The sequence below is a fragment of the Pseudoalteromonas sp. CNAT2-18.1 genome, from assembly GCF_022347865.1.
Classification (GTDB): domain Bacteria; phylum Pseudomonadota; class Gammaproteobacteria; order Enterobacterales; family Alteromonadaceae; genus Pseudoalteromonas; species Pseudoalteromonas ruthenica.
This window is the reverse complement of sequence record NZ_JAKRFR010000005.1, coordinates 201,446-219,927: the sequence shown is the minus strand read 5'-3', so window position 1 is coordinate 219,927 and position 18,482 is coordinate 201,446. Positions and strand designations below refer to the sequence as shown.

Sequence of the window (18,482 nt, the reverse complement as noted above, 5' to 3'; positions counted from 1 at the left end):
AGTGTAGAAGAGAGTCTGCGTGAGTGTATTAATTTATTACCGCAGTATGACCAGAAGATGACATAACAGCGCTGTCATCTTCTTAGTAGATACAAGTTGTTTTTAGCTTTCTATATCAACGATAACATCTGGAGTGATTGATTCCAGAGCGTCGATCACGACATCGCGCTGCATCCCCGCTGGCAAGGTAACCGTAGCAACCGCACTGAATAAGGGCGAACCCCAGTTGGGAGCACTTTGTTGCTTCGACGTCAGGTGCGTGATGTTGGCGCCTTTGTGACGTATCACTGCGGCTAATTCTTGCACTATACCAGGTCTATCATTTCCTGTGATCGCAAGGTTTAAACACTCAGGTGTGTCATTGGCGAGTTTATCTCCTGATTCAATACGGATCTCTAAGTGAGGGGATTGTTGTAGTGCGTCTTGAAGCTCTTTCAGGTGCTCTTCAGCGACCTCTACCTGAACAATACCAGCAAACTTACCAGCGAGATGTGAGAGGTTGCTGGCTAGCCAATTGCCGTGATGATCTAAGATGACGGAGGAAAGTTCTTCAACGAGGCCGGGACGATCTTGGCCTAATACGGTCAGTACTAACTGCTGCATAAATAACGGTCTCTTTATTATTGTGGAAATTTAGTCAGCTCATGCGGCTGCCTTTTTCGAGCACAGCCTTAAAATAAGATAGATAAACGTATAATTATTAAAAAGTTAAGGTGGTCTTCATGTGCTCGCTATGAGCAAGTATTGACCCCTTTTCGGGGTTTGTCCAATTCTTCGCAATGGCAATTTGCTATAGGTCATAACCAGATGTAAAAACAGCCTTGGTAGTATTGGGTGTTTTTTACTCATTTCGTACTAGTTTTTCCGTTATGTAACAAAACTGTCATTTTGATGAAATATAATCCGCGCATCGTAAAGATATAAGGGTGTATTGATGACTTCCAATCCGCAAAACTTAACATTTAGCACGGATAGAAGCCGTCTATTTAAAGACAAGATAGCCCAGTTTGGCATTACCTCTGGCGGGGTAATGGTGCTCGTGGCGCTGTTGCTGATATTTTTCTATCTCCTCTATGTGGTGCAACCTATTTTTGAGTCTGCGCACATCGAAGAGCGTGCAAGCTTTGATGTTGCACAACAGGATGTTGTCGGCTTAGGGCTTGAAGAACAAACCGAAATTGCCTATCTGCTTAAGCGTGATGGGGCGGTGGACTTTTACAACATTCAAGAGCAAGGCTTTGGTCAACAAATGACCGAGCTGAAAACGGTTCTTCCTGCAGACGTGACCAGCTTTGCGTCTAGCGCACCGCACCAAGGTTTATATGCCTATGGGTTAAGCAATGGTGAGGCGGTTATCGTCAAGCCAAGCTTTATGGTGAGCTTCCCTAATAATCAGCGCAAGTTGACTCCACGTTTGACTTACCCCTTAGGCGAAAAGCCGCTAGAGGTTGACCCACAAGGTCAGGCCATTACACGTTTTGCGTTCTCGCAAAGTGAAGAAAAAGTGGTGATGGTGGCCCTAACCGCAGACAAGCGAGTGGTATTTAGCGCCTATGTCGGTGAAGAAAACTTCATGACCGGCGAGGTTGAGTGGGTGGCTGAACAAACCGAGCTTAACATCGATGGCCGCATTGATGAGCTGTTGATCTCGCCCGACGGCAGTCGCGTTTTCGTGCGTTCAGCCAACCAAATCTATATCTATAACAGCCGTTATGCCAGCGACGTTGAGCTGACTCAAGTACTTGCTGCTAACGAAGAAAATGCCAACATTATTTCCGCGCAGCTGCTTGCTGGCGCCAATTCACTGATGCTGGCAAACGACAATGGCGAGGTATCGCAGTGGTTTGAGGTGAATACCGATGACGGCAAAGCCTTTAAGAAAATCCGCGCCTTTGAAACTTCAAAGCAAAAAGCCATAGATATTTACACCGAATTTTATCGCCGCACTTTCTTTACTGCCGGTGATAATGGTGAGCTAGGGGTGTATTACACCACCAGTGAAGCGAAACTATGGCAAGGCAAAGTGGCCGATGGCATGATCAAAAACTTTGCCATTGCTCCGCGTTCAAATGCGGCGCTGATCTTGGCTGATAACCAAGTGAAGGTGATAGAAATTGAGAATGAGCATCCGGAGGTAACTTGGTCTGGGTTGTGGCAGGAAGTCTGGTATGAAGGCTACCCTGAGCCTGATTATATTTGGCAATCAACGTCGGCCAGTGATGATTTTGAATCTAAGTTTTCACTGATCCCAATTTCTTTCGGTACTCTTAAAGCGGCGATGTACGCCATGCTATTTGCTGTGCCCATTGCACTTTCTGCTGCTGTGTATACCGCTTACTTTATGTCTAGCGAACTACGCAAAGTGGTGAAGCCCACCGTTGAAATTATGGAAGCCTTACCAACCGTTATTCTCGGTTTCCTTGCTGGTCTTTGGTTAGCGCCTTTGATTGAGGAAAACTTGCCCGCCATAGTCGCGTTGTTGATATTGCTGCCCGTTGCCATTATCAGCACCGCCTTTGCTTGGACAAAACTGCCTGAGCAGATCCGTCATCGTATTCCTGATGGAGCGCACTCAATTATTTTGGTGCCGGTTGTGCTACTGGTTGGCTGGGTTTCCTTTGCCATGAGCGGCAGCGTCGAGAACTGGTTATTTGATGGTAATGCACGTCAGTTTATTACCAATGAATTGGGTATGACTTTCGATCAGCGCAACTCGTTGGTTGTGGGTATTGCTATGGGCTTTGCCGTTATTCCGACCATATTTTCGATTGCCGAAGACGCAGTATTCAGTGTTCCTCGTCACCTTACGCAAGGCTCTCTAGCTCTAGGAGCCACCCAGTGGCAAACCCTAGTACGGGTGGTCTTGTTGACAGCGAGTCCGGGTATTTTCTCGGCGGTTATGATGGGCTTAGGGCGCGCCGTGGGTGAAACCATGATCGTACTCATGGCCACCGGTAATACCCCGATTATGGATTGGAGTATCTTCCAAGGTATGCGTACCTTAGCAGCAAACATTGCCGTAGAGATGCCGGAATCTGAAGTGGGTAGTTCACACTATCGCATTCTATTCTTGGCAGCCTTTGTGCTCTTTATTTTCACCTTCGTGTTTAACACGCTTGCTGAGTTTGTTCGTCAGCGTCTGCGTGAAAAATACAGCTCACTGTAATTAGAGGAGACACGACATGGTAAGACAGTGGTTTAAGTCTGGTTCTCCTTGGATTTGGATGACCGGTGGTGCTGTAAGCATCAGTTTGATTTCTGTAATTGGCTTGTTAGCGCTAATTGCATGGCGTGGCCTGAGCTTTTTCTGGCCATCAGAAGTACACCAGTTTGAAGTTCAAGGCTCTGTACCTCAGCAAACGGTCATTGGTGAAATCTATGATCGCGAGGCGGTGCCTGCGAGTCGAGTACGAGCTTCCGGGGTTGAGTTAAAAAACTATGGCGCCGAAGAGATTACCCGTTACCTAATTAAAACCGGTAACCGTGAGTATGTTGATTTGGATTTCCGTTGGTTATTAGAAACCGACATCCAAAAACAGTCGACGCCGAAAGAGCTTGCAGTGTTTGAACGCTCAAAAAACGGTAACTTCTATGGTTATATTGAGCAGGTCTATGAGCAAGGTGAGCTGGTACAAGGCGACAAGGTCGCCAAATTGGAAGAGCTGGTCGAGCGCGCGGTTGAGCTTAATGAGCAGGCGCTTGATTTACAAAACGGTGAAATCGGTCACATTAACTATGAACTTGAGCAATTACGTCTACAAGAGCGTGCGTATGAGCTTGATAATGACCTAACACCCGAGCACATGGCTGAGCTTGAAGCCGAGCGTAAACGTTTGCGTGAAGCTTATAAAGGCTATGAGAAAGAGCTCTTCGCGTTGCGTGACGCCGCCAAGCGAGACAAAGTGATCGTGCGAGACATGCGTGGTGAAATGGTGACCTTACCGCTTTATCAAGTGCTTGATTTTTGGCAGCCAAATGACATGGGCTTCTTTGCCAAGCTCGGTCATTACTTTGGTCAGTTGGGCAAGTTCATCGCCGATGACCCGCGTGAAGCGAACACCGAAGGTGGCGTTTTCCCAGCAATATTCGGTACCGTGTTTATGGTGATGCTAATGGCCGTGATCGTGACACCGTTTGGGGTGGTGGCCGCTATCTACTTACACGAATACGCAGCGAAAAATGCGGTGACGAAGATGATCCGTATCGCGGTGATTAACCTCGCAGGTGTACCGTCGATTGTGTACGGGGTATTCGGTCTTGGTTTCTTTGTCTATATGTTAGGTGGCAGTTTAGATCAGCTATTTTACCCTGAAGCGGCGCCTAGCCCCGTGTTTGGTACGCCTGGGGTAATGTGGTCGGCGTTGACCCTGGCGATTTTGACCTTGCCGGTAGTGATTGTGTCCACCGAAGAAGGACTTTCTCGAATCCCGGGTTCAGTGCGTCAAGGCTCACTCGCCCTAGGTGCGACTAAAGCGGAAACATTGTGGCGCATCGTGGTGCCAATGGCGAGCCCAGCGATTATGACCGGCCTTATTCTGGCGGTAGCGCGCGCGGCGGGCGAAGTGGCGCCGTTGATGCTAGTTGGGGTGGTAAAAATGGCTCCGACCTTACCGTTAGATGGTAACTTCCCTTATGTGCACTTAGACCGTAAATTTATGCACTTAGGCTTCCATATTTATGACGTCGGCTTCCAAAGCCCGAACGTAGAGGCTGCGCGACCCTTGGTTTATGCAACCGCGTTTTTACTGGTGACGGTGATCATCACCTTGAACATCACCGCAATTGGTATTCGTAACCACTTGCGTGAAAAGTTCCGCGCCCTAGATAAGTAATGTAAAGAATTGAGATAGGTAACAAAGTTATGATTACAGTTGCACCCCAGGTAAATGCATCAAGCAGCGATAAGCTAGATTTGAATAACCTAACGCCAGAGCAAACAGCATTGCAGATTAAAAATCTCGATCTTTACTATGGCGAGAAGCAAGCGCTGAGTGATGTCAGTATGGATATTCCTAAAGGTCAGGTAACTGCGTTTATCGGCCCATCGGGTTGTGGTAAATCAACATTACTACGTTGTATCAATCGTATGAACGACCTAGTAGATAGCTGCCGTATCGACGGTGAAATTCTGCTTCACGGCGAGAATATCTACAACAAGCGTGTGGATGTGGCAGCGTTGCGCCGTAACGTTGGCATGGTGTTTCAAAGCCCGAATCCATTCCCTAAGTCTATTTATGAGAATGTGGTTTATGGCTTGCGCCTACAAGGCATTAAAGACAAGCGTAAACTCGATGAAGTGGTGGAAAAGTCATTACGTGGCGCGGCATTGTGGGACGAAGTCAAAGATCGTCTACACGACAGTGCATTTGGTCTTTCTGGAGGTCAGCAGCAGCGTTTAGTGATTGCTCGCTCTATCGCCATCGAACCCGAAGTGTTATTGCTGGATGAACCAACCTCGGCGCTGGATCCCATTTCAACGCTGGTTATTGAAGAGTTGATCAGTGAGCTCAAAAACAAGTTCACCGTGGTGATCGTAACGCACAACATGCAACAGGCGGCGCGGGTATCTGATCAAACGGCATTTATGTATATGGGTGAGCTTATTGAGTATGCCGATACTAATACTCTGTTCACCACCCCTAGTAAGAAGAAAACCGAAGACTACATTACCGGTCGTTACGGTTAATCTCGCGGCATGTTGCAACGCTTGTTGCTATGATTACTAGAGTAGAATTTTGAGAAGGCGATTATGGAACACAATATAAACAAACACATTTCCGGCAAGTTTAATGAAGAGCTAGAGAGTGTACGTAACCATGTACTGAGCATGGGTGGGTTAGTTGAGCAACAACTAAACAGTGCCCTTGATGCAGTCAGTAAAAACGATGCTGAGTTGGCAAAAAAGGTTAAAGCTAATGACTACCGCGTCAATGCCATGGAAGTGAACATTGACGAGGAGTGCACGCGCATCATCGCTAAACGCCAACCAGCGGCCAGTGATTTACGTTTAGTTGTTGCCATTGCCAAAACTATTGCTGATTTAGAGCGTATTGGTGATGAGGCTGAGCGCATTGCCAAAGTAGCATTAGACTCTTTCACTAAAGATCAGCAAGGGTTGCTCAATAACATTGAAAATATGGGTCGCTTAGTGTCAATCATGTTACATGACGTATTGGATGCGTTTGCCCGTATGGACGCGCAGAAGGCCTTTGAAGTGCACAAAGCGGATGAAAAAGTGGACCGTGAGTATGAAGCACTCACCCGCCAAATCATGACTTATATGATGGAGGATCCGCGTTCAATTCCCAAGGTAATGGACTTAATTTGGTCGGTACGTTCTTTGGAGCGCATTGGCGACCGTTGTCAGAATATTTCCGAATATGTGATTTATTTCGTCAACGGCAAGGATATTCGCCATATCTCCCAAGAAGATATCGCTAAGACACTGTAATTATTTTAGAAAATAAAGATGGGCAAATACGGACATTTGCCCTTTTTTTATGATGTTAAATAATCATTGCCAGTTGAGTGTAAAAGCTTACTGAATAAGGCATGAAATTCGATGCGTTTGAGCTGCACATAGGGTAAAATTGCGCTCGAAAGCATAGTTAAACTAAGTCGTGGAAAATAGCAAAGAAACGAGCCTACAAAACCAATGTAGTCTATGTTTATGACCTATTTATGACGGTTTTATTGCAAACTTAGATTCAAAGGGTCAGTTATGCCTAGTAATGCGTTTTTAGGGGTTTTTGCAAAATCACCTATTAAACCAATTGAAGATCATATTAAAAAAGTGCACAAAGCAAGTGCGCTACTCATTCCCTTTTTTGAGCATGTATTTGAGTCTCAATGGCAAGAAGCGGAAGAGTTACGTCTTAAAATACGCTCCATAGAGCGTGAGGCTGATGATCTTAAACGTGAGATTAGACTTAATCTTCCACGTGGACTGTTCCTTCCAGTTGAGCGCACCGATTTGCTCGAACTGATCACCCACCAAGACAAGATAGCCAATAAAGCTAAAGACATCGCTGGACGCGTTATTGGCCGTGAGATGGCAATCCCAAAAACCATCCAAAGCGACTTCTTACAGTATCTATCACGCTGTGTGGACGCCACCAAGCAAGCATCAAAAGCTATTAATGAGCTAGATGAATTACTTGAAACAGGCTTCCGTGGTCGTGAAGTAACCCTGGTTGAGAAAATGCTCGCCGAACTTGATGCGATTGAGCAAGATACAGACGATATGCAAATTAAGCTACGTCAAGAATTGCGTCGCATTGAAGATACACTAAACCCTGTTGATGTCATGTTCTTGTACAAGATCATCGAGTGGGTGGGCGATTTAGCCGATATTGCTGAGCGCGTTGGTTCGCGTTTAGAAGTATTGCTAGCTCGTTAACATTGCCAAGATCCAGCAAAGACAATATGAACACACTGCTGGCTCAAACAAAGTTAAGACAATAAGGTTATTCTGATGGATATTATTTCGTCCTACGGTACCGTGCTGGTGTTGGTTGCCGCTGCGGTAGGTTTCTTCATGGCTTATGGCATCGGTGCCAATGACGTAGCCAATGCAATGGGTACGTCAGTGGGCTCTAAAGCACTGACCATTAAACAAGCGATTATCATTGCGATGATCTTCGAATTCGCTGGCGCATACTTAGCCGGTGGTGAGGTTACATCAACCATACGTAAAGGCATTATTGACGCCGCTCCGTTTGCTGATATCCCCGAACTGATGGTGTTGGGCATGATTTCAGCATTATTCGCGGCCGGTAGCTGGTTATTAATTGCGTCCTTTTTAGGCTGGCCTGTTTCCACAACACACTCTATTATCGGCGCTATTATTGGTTTTGCTCTCGTTGCTGTAGGTAGCGAAGCGATTCAATGGACCAAGGTTGCGGGGATTGTGGGTAGCTGGGTGGTGACGCCTGCGCTATCAGGCTTCATTGCTTACCTTATCTTTATGAGCGCGCAAAAGCTTATTTTCGATACCAATAACCCACTGGATAATGCTAAACGCTACGTACCTATCTATATGGGTTTGGCTGGTTTTGTCATGTCCTTGGTGACTATCAAAAAAGGCCTAAAGCACATTGGTATCAACCTAGGAACGGTTGAAGGTTATGCCTTGTCGGTAGCTATTGCTGTGCTTATCGGCATTATTGGTATGCTTGCCATTAAACGCTTAAAAATGGACCCTAAAGCCGATAAGGCGATGCAGTTTAACAACGTTGAGAAAGTGTTTGCCGTACTGATGGTACTGACCGCTTGTTGTATGGCTTTTGCACACGGTTCGAACGATGTTGCCAACGCCATAGGCCCACTTGCTGCCGTTGTAAATATCGTTGAAAATAACGGTGAGCTTGCGAAAAAAGCAGCACTGGCATGGTGGATTCTTCCTTTAGGTGGCCTAGGTATCGTAATGGGTCTTGCTATCTTAGGTAAGAAAGTGATTAAAACCATTGGTGAAGGAATTACGCACTTAACGCCAAGCCGAGGCTTTGCAGCTGAGCTTGCAGCCGCATCAACAGTAGTTATTGCCTCTGGTACTGGCTTGCCAATTTCGACCACGCAAACACTAGTCGGTGCCGTTTTGGGTGTGGGTATGGCACGCGGCATTGCTGCACTGAATATGAGTGTGATCAGAAACATTGTGGTTTCTTGGGTAATAACATTGCCTGTTGGTGCTGCTCTTGCTATTGTAATCTTCTACATATTAAGAACAGTATTCGGCGTATAACGTCGTTGTGGGAGTTACCTCCCACAACACATGACAGAACCGTCTTTTAGCTTGAAAAGATCTCAGCGCCCTCGGTGTTGGGGTCTTTTTATTTGTGAGCAATAAACATGACCAACCTGCCTAGTATCAAGCAACTACAATATTTAATCGCAGTTCATCAGCATCAACATTTTGGTCGCGCAGCTAGCGCCTGTTATATCGGCCAGTCGACTTTGAGTAGCGCGATTCAAAACCTTGAAGAAAATCTTGGCGTGCAACTTATTGAGCGTGAAAACCGCAGTTTAATGTTCACCAGCATTGGCGAAGAGGTGGTAGCGAAGGCCAAGCAAATAATTAACGACACCATGAGTGTGAAAGAGCTGACCCGCAGCCATCTGCACCCGCTTAGCGGTACGCTAACGCTTGGCGTTATTCCGACTATTGCTAGCTTTGTCGCTGCGCCACTTTATTGCTACTGCAAAGAGACGTTTAAAGACTTGGATTTAGTGCTGGTAGAAGACACCAGTGATAACCTACTCGATAAGTTAGAGCATGGCCATATCGATATCGCGCTGCTAGCACTGCCTTATGAAACTGGACGCTTTCACACGCAGATATTGGCAAAAGACAAGTTCTACCTCGTGAAACACAAAGACTATCCCATTGATGAGTCGGTGGATTACAACGCGCTTCCAGAGCACAGCGTATTCCTCCTTGAACGTGAGCACTGTATGACCGGGCATGCGCTCAGTGCGTGTAATTTGGAGCGAGCGAGTTGCATCAACCCATTCGAAGCCGCGAATTTACACACCTTGCTGTCGATGGTGGAATATAAGTTGGGCGTTACATTTTTACCACAAATGGCGATTAACGCGGGCATACTTGATGCCAAGCCGCTGGTGGCTACCAGCTCCGGCGCTGATGCACATCGCGATGTTGGTTTAATTTGGCGCAAGACCACAGGAAGAATCGGTGACTTCCGGCTATTCAGCGATAAAGTCGGTGAGTTCCTGCGTACTTGCAGCACGGTGGGCAGTGAAGAGCCTTAATGAACCTAGCTGTCTAAGGTGTTGATTTTGGTTTAAACAGGGGCTTTTCTAGTGCCGGTAAAAACAACAAATAGACCCAGACCACAAGGTTAAAATACGGAATAACACCCAGTGCTAAAAACAGCCGTACCGGATACCCCTTGCGCTTGGCGTGAAGGTAGCACTGGCTGGCGATGAGCATGTTTATACTCAGCAGTAATGTTACTAAAGCAGTCATGTTGATTTTCCTTAACGAGCCTTGTTGATGTCATTGATAGACAATGTCTTCTAAGCCGATATAACCTCTCCGGCTATGCCACATTCCATTGTTGGGCTTTATGATTTATTTAGTATTTTCAGCAGGTTAATAATTAACTGTACGTGCTTAACCTGCTTCTCTCACAGCGCACTGAATAATTTGAGTATAGCTAAATGAGCGCTCAGAAAAAGCGCTAAATTGTTAAATTTCGTTCGTTATTACTTAGCTAGATGTTTTTGCAGAGATTATTTTTTGATTGTTTTGCAATGACGCTATCGGGGCGGGTTTGGCGATAAAGTAGCCTTGGGCGTAATCGACACCAATTTCTTTAAGTAGGTTATAAATTTCTTTATTTTCAACGTATTCCGCTACTGAATGCTTTTTCAGCGAGCGTGAAATATCGTTGATGGCCTTAACCAACGCATAGTCTATGGGGTCATGTTGCATATCGCGCACGAATGAGCCGTCAATTTTGACATGCTGCGCTGGCAAGCGCTTAAGATAGTCAAAGGTACTAAATCCAGTGCCAAAATCATCAATGGAAAAGTCACAGCCAAGCTCGTTAAGCGCGCAGATCATGTCTCGGGTTGCACTCAGGTTATCAATGCTGGCACTTTCGGTAATTTCAAAAATAACGCGCTTGGGATCGACGTGATAATCATTGAGCATGGCGCGAATATGCGGCAACAAACGTTCATCTAAAAACGATTGCGCCGAGAGGTTGATGGCAACACGCTGTAACTGCGGGTTTTCACTGAGATCGCTAATCGCTCGGCGAACTACACATTGGTCCATCAAGTAGCTGTCATTGAGCATTTCAAGAGCTGGGATAAATTGGTTTGGGTAGATAAGCTCATCATCAACAACCAGCCTTAATAGGGCTTCATAATAAGCAATACGCGAGCGCTTAATGTCCCACACGGCCTGATAGTGTAATTCGATGTTGTTTTGCTGCAGTGCCGAGCGCACATTGTGACCCCATTCCAAGCCGCTTTGCATCGCATTACTTTGCGAGTCACGAGCATCATAGCAATGCACTAAATTACGGCCCTGACTTTTGGCAATATACAGTGCGATATCAGCCTGCTTAAGGCATTCGCTAGCATCGTTATTCTGTGCCGATATTTGTGTAATGCCGATTGAGCAACTAATAGAGTAGAGCTGCTCTTGGCAATGGAACTGGTAGCTATCAATGGCCATACATACCCCTTCAGCCACCATATGAGCGTCTAAAAATGGGGTGTCTCTAAGTAAAATAGCGAACTCATCGCCGCCGATGCGAAAGACTAAGTGGCTATCGCCGATATGCTCTTGGAATAAGTTGGCGACCTCTTTAAGAACAACGTCACCTTCTTGGTGGCCCTTGCTGTCGTTAATAATTTTGAAGTGGTCAAGGTCGATGTAAATCAGCGCGTGCTCATCATCAGCACGGGTTTGGCGACACAACTGAGAGAGTTGTTGGTCAAAATAATAGCGGTTGTGAAGCCCTGTAAGGGTATCGTGTAATGCTAAGTGTTGTAACTGTAACTCCGCCTGCTTGCGCTCTTCAATATTGTCGATGGAAGCGGTGATCACCGCGCCAGCATTAGCTTCATTAACATGCTGGAAACGGCATTCAAACCAAGCGCTATTGCCTTGTTGTGTAACCAGTTGCACTTCTATCTTGCGCCGCTGCTGCTCACCCTGAGCAACAGCGCTCAATACTTGCTGGAGCCTTGCTTGGTCATGCGCTAACGCGTAGTTGGTAAGCGGCTTGCCAATACTTTGCTTTAAACCATACCCGGTATTTGCTTCCCAGGCTGGGTTAATAAAGCGGATGCAGCCTTGCTCGTCGAGCTCCATAACGATGGTATTAAGATGCATAAGGATGCGTTGGTGCGCTGAATAGAGCTCTTTATAGCGTGATTGACTTTGGCTTAGCTGCGCCACTTTCTTCTCAAACTCGCTGTAGCTGGCTATAAAGTCTTCACGACGCGCGGCGTGGTCACACACTTTCATTAGTAGTGCGTCATTGTAAGGGCGACGAATAAAGTCGGTGACGCCGCTCAACAATAAACGCTCGGCATAGTCAGCGTCGTGGCTATCTATAATAGTGACAATCGCTTGGCTGGCATTATGAGAGAGAATACTTTGAACCAACTCGTTAGCAGTCTCGGCATTGGCAATACTGGCATCTAGCAATACGATGGCGTAACGCCCTTGCAAATACGTGCTTAAGGCTTGGCGCACAGAGCTGCATACTTCAACGGCAAAGTTTAACGCTAAAGCCTCACTCATCGCTTTTGCTTTGGTGCTATCGGCTTCGAGTAGCAGCAGACCTAAACGACTGCTTTTATCGAGTTGCGTGGACAGAACATTGGCCAGTGTTTGCGGTAGTAAATCTTGGCGTTCAATGGGCACAACCGCATCAATACCATAGCTGCGAGCTGTGGTTTCGGCGATACGTTCACAATAAAAAGGGGGAGTCAGTACAATCGGGGTGTGTTTAGGGGTTTTCAACAATCCGGAGCGAATCATTCGTGAAAAGCGCCAGCCATCGATGGTGCCTACATCCAGTCCGGTAATTACTAAGCTTACCGCGCGTTCTTTCAGCACCTGCAATGCTTCTTGGGAGTCTGCGAACTCAAGCACAGAGAAAATATCGAGACGCCCCAAAGTACGTTTAATGATGCTGCGCTCAACTGCACTGGCATTGACTATCATGAGGCTCAACGGCGTAGCCATGGTATCGCAACCCAACTGTTTAAGACCTAAATTGAATCCGCTAGATTATAGGTAATTGTCACCCGAGACAAGCGCTATGCGCTTGATTTCAGTCAAGGGGGGAACTAGAATTGGCGCGATTTTCAGCACCCCGGAGAAAACCCATGCGCGTGGCCGATTTTAGTTTTGAGCTACCTGAAGAATTGATCGCTCGATTTCCGCAAAAGGAACGTAGCCAAAGTCGCCTGTTAAAAGTAGAGGGTAACAGCGGTAATACCACCCACCATATTTTCAAGGACATCATTGACTTCATCGAACCTGGTGATCTGTTGGTGTTTAATAACACCAAAGTGATCCCTGCTCGTATGCATGGACAAAAGCGCTCTGGTGGCAAGGTGGAAGTGCTTGTAGAAAGAGTGCTTGATGATAAGCGTGTGCTTGCTCACGTGAGAGCCAATAAGTCACCTAAACCGGGAACGGTGATGGTTCTTGAAGAACAAGCGCAGATGGAAATGATTGGCCGTCAAGGCGAGCTGTTCGAGCTTGAGCTCAAAGGTGATATGTCAGTGTTAGACACCCTTGAGCAGATTGGCCATATGCCTTTGCCTCCGTATATCGACCGCCCTGATACTGATGAAGATAAGCAGCGTTATCAAACTGTGTATGGTGAAAAACCCGGTGCAGTTGCCGCACCAACAGCCGGATTACATTTTGATGAGCCGCTAATGGCAGCGTTAAAGGACAAAGGCGTGGCCATGGCGTTTGTGACCCTACACGTTGGTGCAGGGACGTTTCAGCCGGTGCGGGTAGACAGCGTTCAAGAGCATCATATGCACTCAGAATACATTGATGTACCACAAGATGTTGTTGATGCCATTGCGAAAACTAAAGCCCAAGGCGGGCGGGTCATTGCTGTGGGCACAACCTCGGTGCGCTCTTTGGAATCGGCAGCGAAAATCGGTGGCGGTGAGCTCATTAGTTATGTCGGCGATACCGATATCTTTATCTACCCTGGGTATCAGTTCAATGTCGTCGATGCCATGATCACAAACTTTCACTTACCGGAGTCCACATTAATTATGCTGGTCAGCGCATTCTCTGGGCAGGAGCATATTATGTCGGCCTATCAAGAGGCTATCAAAGAGCGTTATCGTTTCTTTAGTTATGGCGATGCGATGTTTTTAACCCGCCAAGATAAAGACTAAGAAAAAGCCGCAAGAAGCGGCTTTTTTTATTTGTTGCTTTTATTTCTTCGATTCGCCCCAATTCATAGTATTGCTGCGACAAAACAGGTAAAATCGGGCGGTTAATCTGCGCATTTTGCGCTCGAGTTGGACTGTTTTTCCGACCTATTGAGGACCACATGAAATTTGAACTAGATACAACCGACGGCAAAGCACGCCGTGGGCGCTTAATTTTTGAACGCGGTGTCGTTGAAACCCCCGCATTTATGCCGGTAGGTACCTATGGCACAGTAAAAGGGATGACCCCAGACGAGCTTAAAGATACGGGGGCGCACATTTGCTTGGGAAATACTTTCCACCTCATGCTACGCCCGGGCACCGAGATTATTAAACAACACGGTGACCTCCATGACTTCATGGCATGGGACAAGCCGATTTTGACAGACTCCGGTGGTTTTCAGGTCTTCAGTCTCGGCGCTATGCGTAAAATAACGGAAGAAGGCGTCATGTTCCGCTCTCCCGTTAACGGTGAGAAAATAATGCTGAGCCCTGAAAAAGCGATGCAAGTGCAGTGTGATCTAGGCTCTGACATTGTCATGATTTTTGACGAATGTACGCCTTACCCAGCAACAGAGAAGCAAGCAAAAGACTCTATGGAATTATCACTGCGCTGGGCAAAACGTTCAAAAGAAGCGCACGGTGATAACCCGTCAGCGCTGTTTGGTATTATCCAAGGTGGTATGTACCCAGAGCTGCGAGCACAATCGCAAGCAGGGCTGGAAGAAATTGATTTTGATGGCTATGCCCTCGGTGGACTCTCTGTAGGCGAGCCTAAAGAAGACATGATCAATATTCTCGACCATTGCGCTTACAAAATGCCAGAGCAAAAGCCGCGTTATCTAATGGGCGTCGGCAAGCCCGAAGATATCGTTGAAGCGGTACGTCGTGGTATTGATATGTTTGACTGCGTGATGCCGACACGAAACGCACGTAATGGTCATTTATTTGTTACCGGTGGGGTGGTTAAAATCCGTAACGCCGTGCACAAGACCGACACCGCGCCGCTGGACAGTGAATGTGATTGCCACACATGCAAAAACTACTCACGCGCTTATTTGCATCACTTGGATAAGTGCAATGAGATTCTCGGTGCGCGTTTGAACACCATTCATAACTTGCGCTACTACCAGCGGTTAATGGAAGGATTGCGTGAGGCAATTGCCAGCGGCAAGCTTGACGCTTTTGTAGCAGACTTTTATGCTCGCCGTAATACTGCGGTTCCAGAGCTCGCAGAAACAGAATAATTGCGGCCCGCCTTGTGCGGGCTTGCCTGTAATTTACAACACTAAAATTAATAGTTAAGTACTTAAGGGGACTACCTGATGAGTTTATTTATTGCAAACGCACATGCAAGCACAGCGGGCGCCGCACCAGCTGGTGGTGGCTATGAAATGCTAATTATGCTGGCCATTTTCGGTTTGGTTTTTTACTTTCTTATCTACCGCCCGCAAGCTAAGCGAGTAAAAGAGCACAAAAACCTAATGAGCGCTTTAGCCAAGGGTGATGAAGTGCTTACTCAAGGCGGCATGGTTGGTAAGATCACTAAGGTGTCTGAAGATAAAGACTTTGTGCTTATCTCGCTGAACGACCAAACCGAAGTAACAGTGCAGAAGTCTGCGATTAGCGCAGTACTACCCAAAGGCACAATGAAGTCGCTATAAACCAAAAAGGAAAGATACGTGTTAAATAAGTTTCCCTTATGGAAATATTTACTCGTACTTGTTGTATTGGCAGTCGGGGTGCTTTATGCCACCCCGAACATCTATGGCCGCGATCCGGCCATTCAGGTTACCGGAACAAAGGGAACCGACGCCGATCTCAGTGCGCTAGATACAGTAAATAAAATCCTGACTGATAATAAAATTGAAACCAAGTCGAGCAAACTCGCCGATGGCCAGATCCTGGTCCGCTTCAAAAATGTCGAACAACAACTTAAAGCTCAGGACATTTTGCGCGACAACTTAAGTGAAGATTACATCTCAGCCATCAACATGGCGCCAGCTCAACCACAATGGTTAAAAGCCATTGGTGGTAACCCAATGAAGCTCGGTCTTGACTTAAGTGGTGGTGTGCATTTCACCATGGAAGTTGACATGGTGACGGCGATGGATAACGCCCTGAACCAGATGGAGCAGGATTTCCGCTCAGACTTACGCGAAGAAAAACTGCGTTATCGCACTATCCGCCGCGTAGCGGGGAGCGATGGCGTGCAAGTGGTGATGCGCAGTGAGCAAGACAAAGACGCTGCTGAGCGCTTCTTGCAAGACCGCTACCCGGGTTACTTGTTTGTTGATGACAGCAACAACGACAATGGCTTTATTGCCTCTATGAGCGAGCAGCGTATTAAAGAGCTGCGTGATTATGCGATCAAGCAAAACGAGACCATTATTCGTAACCGGATTAACCAAATCGGTGTTGCTGAACCTAATGTTCAACGTCAAGGCGCAGAGCGCATTATCGTGCAATTACCCGGTGTACAAGACACCGCGCGTGCAAAAGAAATCTTAGGTGCTACGGCAACCCTAGAGTTTCGTGAGGTTGACCAAGATGCTGACCCAGGGTTGGCGATGCAAGGGCGCACACCACCTGGTACTGAAATGATCATGAGCCGCGAAGGCCGTCCTGTGGTACTGAAAAAGCGCGTCATTCTGGAAGGTAGCCATATTACCGGTGCACAATCTGGCATGGATGAATATCAGCGTCCACAGGTTAACATTAAGCTGGATTCTAAAGGCGGTGCCAAGATGGATGCCTTTACCAAGCGCGCCATAGGTAAACCGATGGCGACCGTGTTTATTGAATACAAGCCTTCCGGCGAAGTAGACGAAAACGGAAAGCCGCTTCCGCCTATCAAAGTGGAAGAAGTAATTAACGTGGCGACGATTCAAGCACGATTAGGGCGTAGTTTCCGCATTACCGGTTTAGATAACCCAGCTGAAGCACATAACTTGAGCTTGCTGCTGCGTGCAGGTGCCCTTGTTGCACCGATCCAAATCGTAGAAGAGCGCACCGTGGGTCCAAGCTTAGGCCAAGAAAATATTGAAGCGGGTATGACCGCTGTGGTGCTTGGTTTCGCGTTTGTTTTAGCCTTTATGCTGCTTTATTACAAAGGTTTCGGCTTGGTTGCTAACCTAGCCTTGGGTGCTAACTTGGTGATGATTGTCGGAGTGATGTCGATGATCCCAGGTGCTGCGCTGACCTTACCTGGTATTGCTGGTATCGTCTTAACAGTCGGTATGGCGGTGGACGCAAACGTACTTATTTTCGAGCGTATCCGCGAAGAATTGGCTGATGGACGCAGTCCACAGCAGGCCATCCATTTCGGTTACGACAGTGCTTTTAGTACCATTTTTGATGCCAACATTACCACCTTAATCGCCGCGATTATTCTGTTTGCAGTGGGAACCGGACCAATAGCTGGCTTCGCGGTAACTCTGGCAATAGGTATCTTAACTTCAATGTTTACCGCCATTGTTGGTACCCGTGCGGTTATCAACTTAGTTGTTGGTGGTAAGCGCATTGAAAAGCTATCGATATAGGAGCGAAGCATGCAATTATTAAAAGTGAAAGGTACTTTACCATTCATGAAAGCACGCAAAGTAGCGATGGGCTTTTCAATTTTATTGATTATTGCCGCGCTGGCGTCTTTCGTGGTTAAAGGCCTTAATTTTGGGTTAGATTTTACCGGTGGTACAGCTGTAGAAGTGGGCTTTTCACAGCCTGCTGAGCTCTCCCAAGTACGAAAAGTACTCGCAGAGAATGGCTTCGCTGATGCCTCTGTACAACTGTTTGGCTCCAGTAAAGACGTACTTGTGCGTCTTCCTCCACAAGGAGAGGGAGTGAAAGCTGAAGTCATTGGTAACCAGGTTATGGCAGCCTTAAAGCAGGCCGATGCACAGGCGCAGATGCGCCGTATCGAGTTTGTTGGTCCCAGTGTCGGTGAAGATTTGAAAGAGCAGGGTGGCTTAGCGATGCTGACTGCTTTGATCTGTATTTTGCTCTATGTTGCCTTACGTTTTGAGTGGCGTTTCGCCCTAGGTGCGGTATTTGCCTTGTTCCACGATGTTATTTTGACTATGGGCCTGTTTTCACTATTAGGCTTGGAGTTTGATTTAACTATCTTGGCGGCGATTCTTGCGGTCATCGGTTATTCACTTAACGATACTATTGTTGTTTCAGACCGTATCCGTGAGAACTTCCGCAAAGTGCGTATTGACGACACCTTAGAAATTATCGACCTCTCTCTTACACAGACATTGAATCGAACCTTGGTTACTTCAATTACCACTATTTTGGTATTGATAGCCTTGTTCGTATGGGGTGGTCAAACTATCCATGGTTTCGCTACGGCATTACTCTTTGGTGTATTCATCGGTACTTACTCGTCGGTCTATGTTGCCAGCTCTGTGGCGGTATTCCTTGGGGTTAGTAAAGAGGACTTGATCCCCGTAGAAGTAGAGAAAGAGGGCGCAGATCTCGATCCTATGCCTTAGAGAATAAAGGTAAATACGTTGAAAATGCCGCTT

General features: G+C 46.8%; 15 protein-coding genes. 12 read left to right on the top strand and 3 right to left on the bottom strand.

Going from position 1 to position 18,482, the window contains the following annotated elements:
- Positions 1–102 precede the first annotated feature (102 nt).
- Positions 103–603, bottom strand: coding sequence for an ACT domain-containing protein (locus MHM94_RS12505; protein ID WP_022945406.1), 501 nt, complete (start codon positions 601–603; stop codon positions 103–105).
- 331 nt (positions 604–934) lie between these two features.
- Between MHM94_RS12505 and MHM94_RS12500 the strand changes: the two genes are divergently transcribed.
- From MHM94_RS12500 to MHM94_RS12470, 7 genes are all read left to right on the top strand, one after another.
- Complete coding sequence (locus tag MHM94_RS12500) at positions 935–3,166, top strand: ABC transporter permease subunit (RefSeq protein ID WP_235419530.1); 2,232 nt, start codon at positions 935–937, stop codon at positions 3,164–3,166.
- A gap of 16 nt (positions 3,167–3,182) precedes the next feature.
- The gene (pstA, locus tag MHM94_RS12495; RefSeq protein ID WP_045979224.1) at positions 3,183–4,832 is read left to right on the top strand and encodes a phosphate ABC transporter permease PstA; all 1,650 of its coding nucleotides are present in this window, start codon (positions 3,183–3,185) and stop codon (positions 4,830–4,832) included.
- A 29-nt stretch (positions 4,833–4,861) separates the two neighbouring features.
- A complete protein-coding gene (gene pstB / locus MHM94_RS12490) occupies positions 4,862–5,686 on the top strand; it encodes a phosphate ABC transporter ATP-binding protein PstB (protein ID WP_022945409.1) in 825 nt (274 codons plus the stop codon).
- A gap of 63 nt (positions 5,687–5,749) precedes the next feature.
- Positions 5,750–6,451 carry a phosphate signaling complex protein PhoU gene (gene phoU / locus MHM94_RS12485; RefSeq protein ID WP_022945410.1) on the top strand — a complete coding sequence of 234 codons (702 nt, stop codon included), beginning with the start codon at positions 5,750–5,752 and terminating at the stop codon, positions 6,449–6,451.
- Positions 6,452–6,721: 270 nt separating this feature from the next.
- Positions 6,722–7,399 (top strand): TIGR00153 family protein, encoded by a 678-nt coding sequence (locus tag MHM94_RS12480; protein ID WP_022945411.1) that lies wholly within the window; start codon positions 6,722–6,724, stop codon positions 7,397–7,399.
- A 75-nt stretch (positions 7,400–7,474) separates the two neighbouring features.
- Complete coding sequence (locus MHM94_RS12475; RefSeq protein WP_022945412.1) at positions 7,475–8,743, top strand: inorganic phosphate transporter; 1,269 nt, start codon at positions 7,475–7,477, stop codon at positions 8,741–8,743.
- A gap of 107 nt (positions 8,744–8,850) precedes the next feature.
- Entirely contained in the window at positions 8,851–9,771 is a 921-nt protein-coding gene (locus MHM94_RS12470) for a hydrogen peroxide-inducible genes activator (protein ID WP_022945413.1), read from the top strand.
- 13 nt (positions 9,772–9,784) lie between these two features.
- Here the strand turns inward: MHM94_RS12470 and MHM94_RS12465 are convergent, their stop codons facing one another.
- Both MHM94_RS12465 and MHM94_RS12460 read right to left on the bottom strand, forming a co-directional pair.
- On the bottom strand, positions 9,785–9,988 hold the full coding sequence (locus MHM94_RS12465; protein ID WP_053909813.1) for a hypothetical protein: 204 nt from the start codon (positions 9,986–9,988) through the stop codon (positions 9,785–9,787).
- A 243-nt stretch (positions 9,989–10,231) separates the two neighbouring features.
- Positions 10,232–12,733 carry an EAL domain-containing protein gene (locus MHM94_RS12460; RefSeq protein WP_151173429.1) on the bottom strand — a complete coding sequence of 834 codons (2,502 nt, stop codon included), beginning with the start codon at positions 12,731–12,733 and terminating at the stop codon, positions 10,232–10,234.
- Between the two features lie 143 nt (positions 12,734–12,876).
- On the opposite strand from MHM94_RS12460, the gene queA reads away from it, so the two are divergent.
- The 5 genes from queA (at position 12,877) to secF (ending at position 18,449) form a co-directional block, all read left to right on the top strand.
- Positions 12,877–13,917, top strand: a complete 1,041-nt coding sequence (gene queA / locus MHM94_RS12455) for a tRNA preQ1(34) S-adenosylmethionine ribosyltransferase-isomerase QueA (RefSeq protein WP_022945416.1) — start codon at positions 12,877–12,879, stop codon at positions 13,915–13,917.
- Positions 13,918–14,075: 158 nt separating this feature from the next.
- Positions 14,076–15,200, top strand: a complete 1,125-nt coding sequence (gene tgt / locus MHM94_RS12450) for a tRNA guanosine(34) transglycosylase Tgt (protein ID WP_053909810.1) — start codon at positions 14,076–14,078, stop codon at positions 15,198–15,200.
- Positions 15,201–15,278: 78 nt separating this feature from the next.
- Positions 15,279–15,617, top strand: coding sequence for a preprotein translocase subunit YajC (yajC, locus tag MHM94_RS12445; RefSeq protein WP_045979227.1), 339 nt, complete (start codon positions 15,279–15,281; stop codon positions 15,615–15,617).
- Between the two features lie 18 nt (positions 15,618–15,635).
- Positions 15,636–17,495, top strand: coding sequence for a protein translocase subunit SecD (gene secD, locus MHM94_RS12440; protein WP_045979228.1), 1,860 nt, complete (start codon positions 15,636–15,638; stop codon positions 17,493–17,495).
- Between the two features lie 9 nt (positions 17,496–17,504).
- The gene (gene secF / locus MHM94_RS12435) at positions 17,505–18,449 is read left to right on the top strand and encodes a protein translocase subunit SecF (protein WP_022945420.1); all 945 of its coding nucleotides are present in this window, start codon (positions 17,505–17,507) and stop codon (positions 18,447–18,449) included.
- The last annotated feature ends 33 nt before the right edge of the window (positions 18,450–18,482 follow it).